Source organism: Bacteroides sp. ET71 (genome assembly GCF_023336905.1).
Classification (GTDB): Bacteria; Bacteroidota; Bacteroidia; order Bacteroidales; family Bacteroidaceae; genus Bacteroides.
In genome coordinates this window covers 17485-31156 of the sequence record NZ_JAMBLS010000030.1, presented here as the reverse complement: position 1 = coordinate 31156, position 13672 = coordinate 17485, and the positions used below count along the sequence as shown (strand labels likewise).

General features: G+C 49.0%; 11 protein-coding genes. All 11 read left to right on the top strand.

Annotated elements, in window-relative coordinates:
- The first annotated feature begins 16 nt into the window (after window positions 1-16).
- The 11 genes from M3090_RS12845 to M3090_RS12795 all read left to right on the top strand — a co-directional run bounded on the left by M3090_RS12845 (window position 17) and on the right by M3090_RS12795 (window position 13612).
- Entirely contained in the window at window positions 17-238 is a 222-nt protein-coding gene (locus tag M3090_RS12845; protein WP_249056887.1) for an NVEALA domain-containing protein, read from the top strand.
- A 69-nt stretch (window positions 239-307) separates the two neighbouring features.
- Window positions 308-1453 carry a DUF4221 family protein gene (locus tag M3090_RS12840; RefSeq protein WP_249056885.1) on the top strand — a complete coding sequence of 382 codons (1146 nt, stop codon included), beginning with the start codon at window positions 308-310 and terminating at the stop codon, window positions 1451-1453.
- A gap of 152 nt (window positions 1454-1605) precedes the next feature.
- Window positions 1606-1713: a DUF1573 domain-containing protein gene (locus tag M3090_RS12835; RefSeq protein WP_249056893.1), complete on the top strand. Its 108-nt coding sequence runs from the start codon at window positions 1606-1608 to the stop codon at window positions 1711-1713.
- Between the two features lie 344 nt (window positions 1714-2057).
- The gene (locus tag M3090_RS12830; protein ID WP_249056882.1) at window positions 2058-2372 is read left to right on the top strand and encodes an NVEALA domain-containing protein; all 315 of its coding nucleotides are present in this window, start codon (window positions 2058-2060) and stop codon (window positions 2370-2372) included.
- 181 nt (window positions 2373-2553) lie between these two features.
- A complete protein-coding gene (locus M3090_RS12825) occupies window positions 2554-3690 on the top strand; it encodes a 6-bladed beta-propeller (protein ID WP_249056880.1) in 1137 nt (378 codons plus the stop codon).
- 126 nt (window positions 3691-3816) lie between these two features.
- Window positions 3817-4707, top strand: coding sequence for a DUF1573 domain-containing protein (locus tag M3090_RS12820; protein WP_249056878.1), 891 nt, complete (start codon window positions 3817-3819; stop codon window positions 4705-4707).
- A gap of 134 nt (window positions 4708-4841) precedes the next feature.
- A complete protein-coding gene (gene lepB / locus M3090_RS12815) occupies window positions 4842-5663 on the top strand; it encodes a signal peptidase I (RefSeq protein ID WP_249056892.1) in 822 nt (273 codons plus the stop codon).
- Window positions 5664-5763: 100 nt separating this feature from the next.
- A complete protein-coding gene (locus M3090_RS12810; RefSeq protein WP_249056875.1) occupies window positions 5764-7617 on the top strand; it encodes a transglutaminase-like domain-containing protein in 1854 nt (617 codons plus the stop codon).
- 1 nt (window position 7618) lies between these two features.
- Window positions 7619-9220: an O-antigen ligase family protein gene (locus M3090_RS12805; protein ID WP_410553256.1), complete on the top strand. Its 1602-nt coding sequence runs from the start codon at window positions 7619-7621 to the stop codon at window positions 9218-9220.
- Between the two features lie 136 nt (window positions 9221-9356).
- Entirely contained in the window at window positions 9357-10481 is a 1125-nt protein-coding gene (locus M3090_RS12800; RefSeq protein ID WP_249056870.1) for an efflux RND transporter periplasmic adaptor subunit, read from the top strand.
- A 29-nt stretch (window positions 10482-10510) separates the two neighbouring features.
- Entirely contained in the window at window positions 10511-13612 is a 3102-nt protein-coding gene (locus M3090_RS12795) for an efflux RND transporter permease subunit (protein WP_249056868.1), read from the top strand.
- The last annotated feature ends 60 nt before the right edge of the window (window positions 13613-13672 follow it).

Genomic DNA, 13672 nt, shown 5'->3' with positions numbered 1-13672 from the left:
TTAAACTGTAAGAAACATGAAGAAAATAATGAGAATTGCAATGGTTGCTGTGGTTGCGGCAGTTGCGGGATATGGTATTTATGAAACTCAAACAGGAAGTGCAATGTCTGAACTGGCCTTGGCGAATGTGGAAGCTTTGGCAGCTGGTGAGAGCGGCTTTGATTGTCATATTGATTGGAATTATTCCCAATATTGCAATTATTATGCAAATGGACCACTTTGCCCTTGTGGATTTTAAGATAATATTGTGAAACGATGAGGATATTTGCTTTATGCCGATATCCTCATCTTGAAAAAGTCGTAGTTTATGCTTAGGATATTGTTATTATTATTGCTTTGCACCCTGTTTTCGTGCAGGAACCCGCAAGAGGCAGTGCGGTTGGATACGCATCAGTTGAGACCAACCGGAGAGATAAAGGAATTTGTTTTGGATACGGATGTGCGTTATAATTGTTTTTACCTTTATCTTTTTAAGGATAGGGATGGACGTGAATACTTGTCTTTCTTGAATTATCGCACGAATCAGATTTATTTTTATGATTGGGAAACGACGGAGTGCATATTGAAACTGGAATTGGATGCCGAAGGTCCTGATGGCGTTGTGTTATGCTCCGGTTATTATGTGAAAGATTTTGATAATATCTATGTTACCAATTATGCTTATCCGGGTTTGATCCGTGTGGATACGACGGCGCATATTGTGCAGAAGATACCTTATGGCACAACGCAGGACGGTTATGAGGTTCTTCAGGCATATACCCCATCTTCTTCCCCCTATACTGCTCCTGTGATTATGGGCGATAGCATATATATAGTGCAACCTCCATTCCGGCTTTTCCCCATCGGACAGACTCCTTTGTCAATCTTGATAGATACGGTTCGGCATCGTTCTGTGTCGTTGCCATTGACTTATGGGGTATTGAGTGAGAAAGAAAAAGAAACGAATTATTATGGCACGTTCAGCCGCATATTCGACGGGAAAAATTTCATATATTCCTTTCGTGTGAAAGAGGATATTATCATAGCTTCACGGGATTATCGTGAGATAAAGCAAGTGAAGGTGACAAGCCGTTATATGGGCGATGTGACGGGGGTGCAGGAAGATACAGAATGGGGGCCTAAGCAGAATCTGGAGTTAGCGCGTTATGGAGACTTGATTTATGATCCTTATAGGGAAGTGTATTATCGCTTTGCTTACCCGAAAGTCAGTTTGGAAAATGACATGAATTGGTGGGGGAAATCGATTTTTGGCCGTAAAAAGTTTTCTGTGATTATATTGGACAAGGATTTTCAGATTATAGGCGAAACGTTGTTCCCTGAATCTATTTACAATTCTTATGTGTTTTTTGTGCGTGAGGACGGTTTGTACATCAGCCGTGATTATCAGATGCTTTATGGGAACCAATCAGATGATTACATGACTTTTGAACGTGTGGAATTAGTAAAGAAATGATATTTTGGATTTAGCAGATATGAGATTTCGACAGATTTTAGTGCTCATGCCTTTTTTGTTTTTATCTTGCATGGATAGCACTAGGCCGCAAATAGCGGATATAGTAGAGGAATGGAGAGCCGGTGCAGCCGGGCAAGGAGGCCGTGCTACGCATGACGTACAAGGCGGACAATCCGGGGCATTTCAACAAGGCGGTGACGGTGTATTGCAATGCGGAAAACTCGCCGATAAAGCTTCGGGTGAGCGGGAATGCGGAATGAAACCTTGTGTGGCGCATGTTGATGTGGAAATGTAATGCTTTGATAATTGGCATATTAGATAAGGTGAGAAAATGGTAACCTTGGGTTCGCTGAAATTTGAGTTTATTTATTTGTTTGAGATTATTTGACTGCCTAAATTTGTAACATAATAAAAAGCAAGAATTGAAAGGAGACACCCGGCCGTTTTATTTGTTGGAGCAAGTAATCACCGGGTGCTCCATCACCCTTAAAATAGGAGGTTAACGACAAAGATAGCGATTTTTTTGATGGGGAATGTGGTTGCCTGTCCGTTGAAAGGATAGATACGGAGAAAACTGATTTTATAATTTTAAAAACAAAGAAAAATGAAAAAATTGAAATTGAAAATAGCAATGGCTGCTGTAGTTGCGGCTGTTGCAGGATATGTTACTTATCAGAATCAAGCAAAAGAAGTTATGTCTGAACTGGTTTTGGCAAATGTGGAGGCTTTGGCAAATATGGAATATGGAGATGGATTTGCTAGCGTAGTAGTTACAGAATTGCCACCTTCTGGTAGATGTAAAGGCGGTGTTTGGTATGAATGCGAGAATTATAGTTCAGTCTGTTTAGGTAGTGGAAGCTTGAATTGTGTGCAAGGTACAATAAGAAATTGTACGCCGACATCTAGCCGTTGCGCATGACATTTGTAATTAAGCATCTCTTAGTAGGACAAAATGGAAGTTTAAAATGGGAACTTACTATTAAAGTATAATAGAGTTTATATAGAATAAGCTACAAGTGTATTGAAAATCAGCGTCCTAAAACTCTATTCGATATAATGTCTAATATTTTGAACTTCCATTTTGATAATTTTATTATATCATGAAGCATATTGTTTTTATTTTTCTGGTAGTGTTGATTTTCAGTTGTACGAATAAGAAGAGTGACGATTCAATAAGGGTGGATGAATTGCCGTTGCCATCGGAAAATTCAGACGGTTATTTTTCAAGCCATTTTATGTTGGAGCGAATTGTGCCTATTGAAACAACGGATGATTTTCTTATTTCGGGGTTGAACAAAGTGATAGATTTGGGTGATCGTTTGTTGCTATTTTCCGCTCAGGAGGGTATCGTGGCATTGGCAGATGCTTCTTCCGGAAAGATACAAATGGTTGTCAGGCGGAAAGGGAATGGACCCGGTGAATCTAACCGGGTATTGGATGTTGCTTTTGATGAACTTTCAGGAAAAATCTTCATTTACAATGATTATGGTAAGTTGTTGACTTTCAGTACGAAGGGAGAGTATCTTTCCGAAATGCCGGTGGAAGGTTTTTATGAGAATGTTTTTTGTAAAGATGGAAAAGTTTTCTTTCATAGTCTGTTGGATGGTTATGGCTGTTTGCCTTATCGTTTGGGCGTATATGATTTGTCTTCGAAGCAATGGAGCGAGATAGGCAGTGATAAGAAGGTGGAGTTTCCGATAAGGAGTTGGGGCAGATTATTAGCAGCAAGTAAGCAGGTGTGGATTACAGCGCCTCTGGACGGATGTTTGTATCGGTTGGAAGAGGGTGGCTTGCAACCTGTTTATCGGGTGGATATTCCGGATCTTGCTTTTGCTGATGATTATGCGGAAGAGGCTAAATCGAATCCTGCGCGTTTTATTCAAAGGGTTTCCAAAGAAAAGATCATTCATGGGATAAATTCTGTGCGGGAGACAACCCGTTATTTGGTATTCCGTACCAACCGTAATGATTTTCTGTTTTTAGAGAAAAAAACAGGCAAATTGTTTAAAGATAATTTCTTATGGGAAAAGTTGGGCAGGTTAAGCCCTCGTGAATATTACCCGCATGATGGTGATGATGATTGTCTGATGTTTATTCTGCCAGCTATGAATTTTGATGCACAAACATTTGCTTCTGTCTGTCCGGAAGGATGGAAAGATAAGTTGAAGCAGTTGAATGTGGATGAAGACGGTAATCCCATATTGTTATTCTTTAAAGAAAAACCATTGACGGACTGAAAATCGCATCAGTAACCATTGGTATTTTCGGAGTATATATCGGACGATAACGTATTGTATGAGCAGGTAAAAAATACTTTGTAAGAGGCATTGATTCGAATTCTATATTAATAGAAATTAAGTTGAATGAAAACTAAGTTATGTATTATAATTGGTATCGTTTTGTGTCTTGTTTCGTGTAAACAATCAAGGCAGAAGAATTTACTTGTTGATTTGTTGCAAGATTGGCAAGGAAAAGAGATTATTATTCCAGATTCTATGTACACGATTCTAGGAGGTAGAAACTTGGGGGATGTGTTTGCTTATGAATACACGATTCTAAACTATGTGGATTCGGCAGGGTGTCTCGGCTGTAATTTAAGATTTAGGGAATGGAATATTCTATTGAAGGAGTTTCAGGATTGGAAATGTCAAGTGATGCCTCTGTTTGTATTCTACCCAGGTAATGCGATGAAAATAAGAGAAATACGAGATTTGGCAAAAAGTAATGCGATTGATTATCCTATTGTCATAGATACACTGAATGTGGTGAATAAGTTGAACCTTTTTCCTGAAGATGCACGTTTTCATACTTTTCTTTTAGATAAGGACAATAAAGTATTGGCAGTGGGAAATCCTGTACTTAATCCTATGATTAAAGATCTGTATTTGAAGATTATGCGTGATGAAAATTCTTTAATAGAAGAGGATGGTAAGAAGGTGATAACAAGTATTTCTTTAGTAGAAACAGTTTTGTCTATGGGTGATTTTGCCTGGCAAAAAAAGCAGCAGGACACATTCAAGTTGAAGAACACGGGCGAGAAGCCGTTGGTGATACAGGATGTCATTACTTCTTGCGGTTGCCTGACGGTGGATTATCCCCAAGAGCCGGTGCAGCCGGGCAAGGAAGCCGTATTGCGCATGACGTACAAGGCGGACAATCCGGGGCATTTCAACAAGGTGGTGACGGTGTATTGCAATGCGGAAAACTCGCCGATAAAGCTTCGGGTGAGCGGGAATGCGATGGAAATGAATTAGATGTGAAAAAGATGAGGAAGAGCTATTCTTTAGGGAAGAATGTTTCCTCTCCCTTGTCAGGTAAGGGAAGGTGGTGGCTTTCTGTGCTTTGCTCTTCACTGGATGTGTTGTTGAACATTTGTTTTTATCTTTGTATGTTGTTGGTGGCTTATGTGTTGATACAGGTGTTTGTTGTGACGTCGTTTCGCATACCTTCTGATTCTATGCTTCCAGCCATTATGCCGGGCGACTGTGTATGGGTAGATAAGTGTTCAGGAGGGGCGCGTTTGTTCAACCTATGGGCAGCAATTGATGGACAGGAAGTGGATGTGAAACGTGTGCCGGGTTGGCGTGATTTCCGTCGGGGTGATGTGCTAGTATTCAATTTTCCCTATCAGGAAGGGCGATGGGATAGTATCGCAATGGATGTAAGGAAGTATTTTGTGAAGCGGTGCATCGCAGTGCCGGGCGATACGTTGGAGATCCGCGGTGGATATTATCATATCCGGGGAGTGACAGATAGATTGGGAAATGTGGCGGCGCAACGGGAAATAGCACTGCTGCCGGATAGCGGCAGTGGAAGGGACGTGGTGATGGAATGTTATCCGTGGGACAGGCGGTTGGGGTGGACGATTAAAGAGTTTGGCCCGTTGGTGGTGCCACGCAAGGGAATGGTGATGACGATGGATGGGCTGAATGGTTTGCTGTATGGGAGATTGGTGGAATGGGAACAGAAACGTGAATTGCAGACCGATAGCCGAGGGGATGTGTATTTGGGCGACAGCCTGATAAGAGGGTATGTATTCCGGGAGAATTATTATTTCGTGGGCGGGGACAATGCTTTGAATTCGCAGGATTCCCGCTATTGGGGGCTGTTGCCGGAACCGTTTATAGTGGGAAGGGCTTGGCGAATATGGAAGTCGGTGGATGAAGACGGACGCATCCGTTGGGAACGGGTATTGAGAAAAATAGAATGAACAGTTATAAAATAAAAAAGCAATGAATAAGAGTGCGTGGAATAGGCTAACCTGTCTCGGGATGCTACTGGGGATGTTGTTGGGGGCATGTCGGAATGATATGCGTCTGGAATATGCTTTGCAGGCAGCTGGGGAGAACCGGGCGGAGTTGGAGCGGGTACTGGCATATTATGAGGACGAGCCGGAGAAGCGGAAGGCGGCTCGTTTCCTGATAGAGAATATGCCGTATTATCACTCGATGCAAGGTGAGAAACTGGATTCGCTGAAGGGGGTGTTGGCCTCGGCGGATTCGCTGGGTGTTGTGCCGGGATTGCCTTGGTATGACCCCAATTGGCCTTCCTATTCGCCGGAAAACTTACGGCGGACTGAAGATGTGCGGACAGTGACGGCTGATTTTTTGATACGGAATATTGATCTGGCATTTGAGGTCTGGAAAAAACGGCCTTGGAACACAGAACTTTCGTGGGAAGAGTTCTGTGAGTTCCTTTTGCCGTATCGGGTGGGGGATGAGGCTTTGGAGAATTGGCGGGAGGTTTGCTATAGACGCTATTCTTTTTTGCTGGATTCGGTGTACACAGGCAGTGATCCGGTAGAGGCCGTGAAGGTGGTTGTGGACTATTTGGAGCAAGAACGTCCTTTCCGTTTGTCGTGGATGTTCAATTATCCGCATCTGGGTGGAAAATTCCTTTTGGAGCAGCGCATTGGGAAATGCCGGGAGGCTTGCGACCTGATTGTGTATGTGTTGCGTGCTTTGGGCATCCCGGCAGCTTTCGACTTTTATACGTTAAGTGCTGAAAACCCTTCGGGACATATTTGGGTGGTGGTGAAAGATAGCACGGATAGCTGGATTCCCTTCAATTTCCCTTATTCCCGGCCGGAACGTGGAAATTATTTTATAGATAATCAGCGTCCCAGTGTGATTTATCGGCAGTGTTTTGGCCGTCAGTGGGATAAATCGCGTAGGTTTTTGAAGGATGCCGACGTGCCGGTAGAGTTCAAGAATGAGTTCCGCAAACGAGTTTCGGACAATTATTTCCATTCGGACTTGGAGGTAAAGACGGAGGACACGGTAGGAAGGTTTGTTTGCTTGGGAGTGTTTGGCATCCATGGTTGGCGTGAAGTGGACATTGCTTCGGTAAAGCATGGGAAAGCTGTTTTCAAGAATATGGGGCCGGAACAGATTTATATTTTAATGGATTGCAGGAATGGTTTATGCATTCCGGCAGGCAACCCGTTTTATTTTGATGGGGCCGGGCTACGGGCATTCGAGGCGAGGATGGATAGGCTGGATTCCGTCGTGTTGTATCGGAAGTTTCCTCTTTCGGAACGGATAAAGGAATATATGGCCGGGATGAGGGGTGGACGGTTTGAACTCTCTTGCGACAGGGATTTCCGACAGTCGGCATTGATGTGGCAAGTGGAAGAGGCACCGCAGATAAATTTGAATCGGGTGGCATTGGAGAAGCCGTTGAAAGGCCGGTATGTGCGGTATGTTTCGGCTCCGGGGGAATATGCGGAAGTGGCGGAAATGCACTTTTATGGCGGTGGGCAGGAGTGGGTGCCGACAGGCAGTTGGGCGGATGCGCCGGCTTCCGTAGGGACGGGAGCTTATCAGGTGTATGACAATAATCCTTTGACTTACTATATCTCTTCGCAAGGAGGAGCGTCCATAACTATCGATCTGGGGAGAGAAGTGTGGATAGATGAATTGACTTTCATGCCCCGTAATGATGATAATTTCATACGGATAGGCGATGAGTATGAATTGTTTTATTGGGGAGATGACGGTTGGCAGTCGTTGGGACGGCAAGAGGCAACTGATATGCGGTTGGTCTATGAAAATGTTCCCGCTGGAGCGTTGCTGCATTTGCATGATTGGACGCGAGGAAAAGAAGAATTGCCTTTTTATATTGAAGATGGAAATCAGGTGTTTGCTTCGGAGGGGATAGATTGATATGAGGAAATTGGTTTCCATAGGATCCTTGTTTGGCGGAATATGTTTTCTGTTGAGTATGGTTATTGCTGTCAGTCCGACATTGCCTTCCGGCGAAATGGCTTTTCAGTGGCTGTGGTTCGACCGGGCAGCTTTGGCTGCTGCGGCGTGTATCGTCGTCGGGCTGTTGCTGTGCCGGAAGGGAGAGGCTTTGGACTTCTCGGCGGCGGTGTCCTGGGCTTTGATGGGCTGGGCGGCGGTGCAGGCAGTCATCGGCTTGCGGCAGGTGTTCGGCTTCGAGGCGTCGGGACATGCGCTGTATGCGCTGACGGGCAGTTTCTTCAATCCGGGGCCGTATGCGGGCTATCTGGCGATGGCCTTGCCGGTGTGCCTGTATGAGTATCTCTGTATCGAAAGAGAAAGAGCGTGGAGACGCTATGTGGCCGGAGGTGTCGGTTTGCTCTTGCTTTGTGTATTGCCGGCCACGATGAGTCGTTCGGCTTGGCTGGCGGCGGGAGTGTCGTGTTTGTGGGTGTATGGTTGTCTGGCCGGTTGGGGAAAAAGGTTGCAGAAAGTGTGGGAGAAGAAGTCTTGGAGGCTTTTGGCTGCTGCAGTTGGAATATGCTTGTTGGTGTGTTTGGCCGGAATGTTGTTGTTCAGTCTGAAGCCTGATTCGGCCAGAGGGCGTTTGTTCATGTGGCGGATGTCCGCCCGTGCTGTGGCAGAGAAGCCTTGGAGTGGGTATGGGTTAGGAAATTTCTCGGCTGCTTACGGCGAGGCGCAGGCTGGTTATTTTGCCGCGGGCGGTTATACCGAATGGGAAGAGCGTGTGGCGGGCAGTCCGGAATATGCGTTCAATGAGTATGTGCAATCGGCAGTGGAGATAGGTATCCCGTTGACGCTGGGGCTGGTGGCTCTGCTTGTGGGTTGCGGGTATGTAGGGTGGTGGAAACATCGTTATGGCGTTTGCGGTGCATTGTTGTCTCTTGGGGTATTTGCTTTTTCGTCCTATCCGTTGCAGTTGCCAGTCTTTCTGGTGACAGGTGTTTGCCTGTTGGCGGCTTGTCTGTTGGGAAAAAGCCGGAAAGTTTGGTGGATATTCGCTCTGTGTGTGGCTGCCGCAGGTGGCGGACGTCTTTCTGACGACCGGGCTGTGGTAGAGGCTTGCCGGGAGTGGGCCAATGCGCGGACATTATACCATGCCGGAGCATACGGAGTGGCGGAAGAAGAATACAAGCTGTTGTACCCGTTGCTGAGGGACAGGGCTTCTTTCTTGTTCGAATACGGGCATGGGCTGCATAAGCAAGGGAAATACGAGGACTCGAACCGGGTGTTGGAAGAAGCTGCGAAGCATAGTTGTGATCCGATGATTTGGAATATCCGCGGGAAGAATCATCAGGCTTTGGGCAATGGAAAAGAGGCCGAGCAGTGTTTCTTGCATGCAACGCATTTGTTGCCTGGGCGGATTTATCCGTATTACTTGTTGGCAAAGCTTTATGCGTCGGCTGGTTATAGGCATCCGGAAAAGCTGGAGGAGATGAAGCATCTCGTAAGGTGTAAGGAACCGAAAGTGCCATCTATGGCTATACGGGAGATGCGCGAGGAAGTGGAAAGGCTGGAGTGAGAAAATAATTGGGAAAGGAACGCGGTTGGTGTAAATAAAAAGCCTTCCTTTGCAAAAGCTTTGGAGGTGAATGACAATACAAAAAACAAATTAAAACAGATTCTTAATTATAGACATAGAAAAAATAGTTAGCGATATGACTGAATGTACAGAGAAATGGCAGAAATGGCTGTGCCTGGCGTTGGCGGCGTTGGTGGTGTCTTGTTCCGGAAGTGGAGAAGAAAAGACGGCCGAAGACGAAGAAAAGAGCGGGGACGGGGTGACAACCGTAATGCCGGACATGGAAAGCGAGGTGAGCGTGCAAGTGCTGAAGGCGCGTGACTTCGAGCATGAATTGGTGAGCAACGGCAAGCTGGTGGCCAGTCAACAGGCCGACCTGAAGTTTGAGACCCAAGGCGTGGTGGCAGCCATTTATGTGAAGAACGGCGAGCGTGTACTCAAAGGCCAAAAGTTGGCTGAACTGGACAAATTTGCTTTGACACGCAAAGTGGCGCAAGCCCGCGATGCCGTGGAACAAGCACGTTTGCAGATGCAGGATGTACTGATTGGACAAGGATATGCTGCCGACGATTCGGCTAAGGTGCCTGCCGACATCATGCGTCTGGCGCGTGTGAAGAGTGGATATGACCGTAGTGTGGCGGACTATGAACTGGCCAGGCGTGAAGAGGAGCTGGCGACGCTGAAAGCTCCTTTTGACGGTGTGGTGGCCAATTTGTTTGCCAAGCCTTACAACGAGCCTGATGCCTCGCAGGCTTTCTGTACCATTGTCGGGATGCAGCAGATGGAGGTCGATTTCACGGTGTTGGAAAATGAACTGCCACTGGTAAAGGCGGGCGACCGGGTGGAGGTGACGCCTTACTCGGACGCGGTGTCGCATTATGTGGGGCGTGTCGTGGAAATCAATCCGCTGGTGGATGAGAAAGGCATGGTGCGCGTCAAGGCAGAGGTAGACGGGAAAGGCCGGCTGTTTAGCGGGATGAATGTGCGGGTCAGTGTGCATCGTTCGTTGGGCAGGCAACTGGTGATACCCAAGAGCGCCGTGGTGCTTCGTTCGGGTAAGCAGGTGGTCTTTACGCTGGAGAACGGCAAGGCGATGTGGAACTATGTGCATACGTCGTTGGAAAACTCGGACTGTTACAGTTTGGCCGAGGGGTTGGAAGAAGGTGATACGGTCATTGTGACCGGAAACGTAAACCTGGCACACGAGTCACCGGTCGTTGTCGTGGATGAAGAAGGAAGGACCCCGTCTATGAACCATTAATTTTCAATCAATCTTCTCTATCAATCATCATGATAAAGTTTCTTATACAACGTCCCATAGCCGTGCTGATGGCTTTCACTGCTTGCTTCATCTTGGGGCTGGTGACGTATTTCTCGCTGCCTGTTTCGTTGTTGCCGGACATAGCCATCCCGGAGATTACGGTGCAGGTGACGGCAGAGAACACTTCGGCACGCGAGCTGGAGAATGCTGTGGTCAAGCCTTTGCGGCAGCAGCTCATTCAGGTGGCGAAACTGGAAGACCTGCACAGCGAGACGCGTGACGGCGCGGGGGTGATTCGCCTGGGCTTCGATTATGGCACTCGCATCGACCTGGCTTTCATTGAGGTGAACGAGAAAATTGATGCGGCTATGAGCTACTTGCCGAAAGACATTGACCGCCCTAAAGTGGTGAAGGCCAGTGCGACGGACATCCCGGTGTTCTACCTGAACTTGACGCTGAAGGCCGACAGTGCTTTCGGACGGACGGACGAAAAGGCTTTTCTGGAGCTTTGCGAGTTTGCCGAAAATGTCATCAGGCGGCGTATCGAACAATTGCCCGAGGTGGCTATGGTGGACGTGACGGGTGTGCTGGAGCGTGAATTGCAGGTGGTGCCCGACCCGGACAAGCTGGCGGTGCTGGGGCTTTCTGTCGAAGACATTGAGCAGGTGTTGGCGCAGAACAATGTAGAGCCGGGCAGTATGACGGTGCGCGATGGTTATTACGAATACAACATTAAGTTCTCTACCTTGCTGCGCACAGAGGATGATGTGCGCAACATTTTGTTACGCAAGGAAGGGCGTATCATCCGCCTGGGGGACTTCTGCGATGTCAACATTGTGCCGGCTGAGGAGCGGGGTGTCGTGTTGAGCAACGGCAAGAGGGCGGTGACCTTGGCTGTCATTAAGCAGGCGGACGAGACGATGGCTGACATGAAGGCGGCTGTAAGCGGTACGGTGGACTACTTCAGGCAGACGTATCCTGACATTGATTTCTGCGTGAGCCGCAACCAGACGGAGCTGCTGGACTATACCATCACGAACTTGCAGGAGAATCTGTTGCAGGGTTTCTTGTTCATCTGTATCGTGGCCATGCTGTTTCTGGGCGACCTGAAGTCTCCTTTCATCATAGGGTTGAGCATGTTGGTGTCGCTGGTGGCGGGCTTTGTGTTCTTCTATCTGTTCGGTTTGTCGATGAACATTATATCGCTGTCGGGGCTTATCATGGCTTTGGGGATGATGATAGACAACAGCATCATTGTGACGGAGAACATTTCGCAGTATCGGGAGCGTGGCTACAGCTTGCGGAGGGCTTGTGTGGCGGGTACGGATGAGGTGATTACGCCCATGATTAGTTCGTCGTTGACGACTATTGCCGTGTTTGTCCCACTTATCTTCATGAGCGGCATCGGCGGAGCGTTGTTTTATGACCAGGCGTTTTCGGTGACGGTGGGGCAGGTGACGTCTTACTTCACGGGCATCTTGCTGTTGCCGGTGCTGTATTACCTGGTGTACCGGGCAGGCATGGGGAGGCGCCGGTCGTGGTGGGGACGTATCCGCATTAACAATCCGCTGAAGGCGCACACGTTGGACAGGTTTTATGATGCGGGGGTGGACTGGGTGTTTGCTCACAAGGGGTGGTGTGCGACGTTTGGCGTGGTGTCGGTGCCGCTGTGTGTGCTGATGTTTTATGTCATCGACAAGGAGCGGATGCCCCGGGTGGAGCAGCATGAGCTAATGGTGCGGGTGGAGTGGAACGAGAATATCCATGTGGACGAGAACCGGCGCCGTGTGTCTGGGCTGATGAAACGGCTGGCGGGCGACGATGTGGTGGAGCAGGTGGCCGAGGTGGCCCAGCAGGATTATCTGTTGGAGAGGGAGAGGCCGTTGTCGTCGTCGGAGGCGGAGATGTATGTGAAGGCGGTGTCTGCCGAAGTGGTAGGGCCGTTGCAGGAGAAGATATATGGGGTGGTGAAGGCGGAGTATCCGCAGGCGGTGGTGACGTTTGCGCCGCCGGAGACGGTGTTTGAGAAGTTGTTTGACACGGGCGAGGCCGATGTGGTGGCCGAGTTGTATGCCCGCAACCGGCAGGAGGCGCCCAGGCCGGGGGAGTTGCGCGGGCTGGAGCGGCGTGTGCAAGAGGCGGCGGGGATGCCTGTCGAGGGGCTGGCTTTCGAGGAGCAACTGGAGATTGCTGTCAGGCAGGAACGCCTGTTGCTCTACGGGGTGAGCTATGATGAGGTGTACCGCACGCTGCGGGCGGCGTTCAAGGAGAATGACGTGGCCATGCTCCACTCCTATCAGCAGTATTTGCCCATCGGCATCGTGGGGCGGGGGCAGACGGTGGACGAGGTGTTGCGCACGACGTTGGTGCGCACGCAGCCCGACGACCAGGGGCGGGTGGAGCAGTTGCCGTTGAGCTATTTCGTCCGCCTGTCGCCGGGCGAGGACCTGAAGACGGTGACGGCGGGGAGGAATGGCGAGTATGTCCCCTTGGCCTTCCATGACGTGCAGGATGCTCCGGCGCTGATGCGGCGGGTGAAGGCGGAGGCCGACAGGGACGGGCGGTGGGACACGCAGTTCTCGGGCAGTTTCTTCTCGAACCGCCGGATGTTGGACTCGCTGGTGGTCATCCTCTGTGTGTCGGTCCTGCTGATGTATTTCATCCTGGCCGCCCAGTTCGAGAGCTTCCTGCAGCCGCTCATCGTCTTGCTGGAGATTCCTGTTGACTTGGCTTTCGCCCTGGTGCTGCTCTGGGCCTGCGGGCATACGCTGAACCTGATGTCGGCCATTGGCCTTATCGTGACGTGCGGCGTCATTATCAACGACTCCATTTTGAAGCTGGACGCCATCAACGAGTTGCGCCGGGCGGGCTGGGCGTTGCTGCCGGCCATCCACGAGGCCGGGCGAAGGCGCCTGAGGCCCATTGTGATGACGGCGCTCACGTCGGTCTGCGGCATGGTGCCTCTGTTGTTTGCCTCGGACATGGGGTCGGAACTGCAACACCCGTTCGTCATCGGCATGATGGGGGCGATGCTGGTCGGCACGCTGGTCAGCCTCTTTCTCATCCCGCTGGCCTACTGGTTTGTCTACCGCCGGGCCGATGCCGGAAGGGACTTGATTTGTAAAGAATAATGGAAATAGGAGAGAAAACTGTAACTATCTGATAATGAGAAGCCCCGACAGACACCCCCA

Bases quoted from the DNA above. Each gene is read 5' to 3' on its own strand.
- M3090_RS12800 (WP_249056870.1), top strand. From the start codon at position 9,357: ATGACTGAATGTACAGAGAAATGGCAGAAATGGCTGTGCCTGGCGTTG.
- M3090_RS12820 (WP_249056878.1), top strand. From the start codon at position 3,817: ATGAAAACTAAGTTATGTATTATAATTGGTATCGTTTTGTGTCTTGTT.
- M3090_RS12825 (WP_249056880.1), top strand. From the start codon at position 2,554: ATGAAGCATATTGTTTTTATTTTTCTGGTAGTGTTGATTTTCAGTTGT.
- M3090_RS12845 (WP_249056887.1), top strand. From the start codon at position 17: ATGAAGAAAATAATGAGAATTGCAATGGTTGCTGTGGTTGCGGCAGTT.
- M3090_RS12805 (WP_410553256.1), top strand. From the start codon at position 7,619: ATGAGGAAATTGGTTTCCATAGGATCCTTGTTTGGCGGAATATGTTTT.
- M3090_RS12810 (WP_249056875.1), top strand. From the start codon at position 5,764: ATGCGTCTGGAATATGCTTTGCAGGCAGCTGGGGAGAACCGGGCGGAG.
- M3090_RS12830 (WP_249056882.1), top strand. From the start codon at position 2,058: ATGAAAAAATTGAAATTGAAAATAGCAATGGCTGCTGTAGTTGCGGCT.
- M3090_RS12795 (WP_249056868.1), top strand. From the start codon at position 10,511: ATGATAAAGTTTCTTATACAACGTCCCATAGCCGTGCTGATGGCTTTC.
- M3090_RS12835 (WP_249056893.1), top strand. From the start codon at position 1,606: ATGACGTACAAGGCGGACAATCCGGGGCATTTCAACAAGGCGGTGACG.
- lepB (WP_249056892.1), top strand. From the start codon at position 4,842: ATGTTGTTGGTGGCTTATGTGTTGATACAGGTGTTTGTTGTGACGTCG.
- M3090_RS12840 (WP_249056885.1), top strand. From the start codon at position 308: ATGCTTAGGATATTGTTATTATTATTGCTTTGCACCCTGTTTTCGTGC.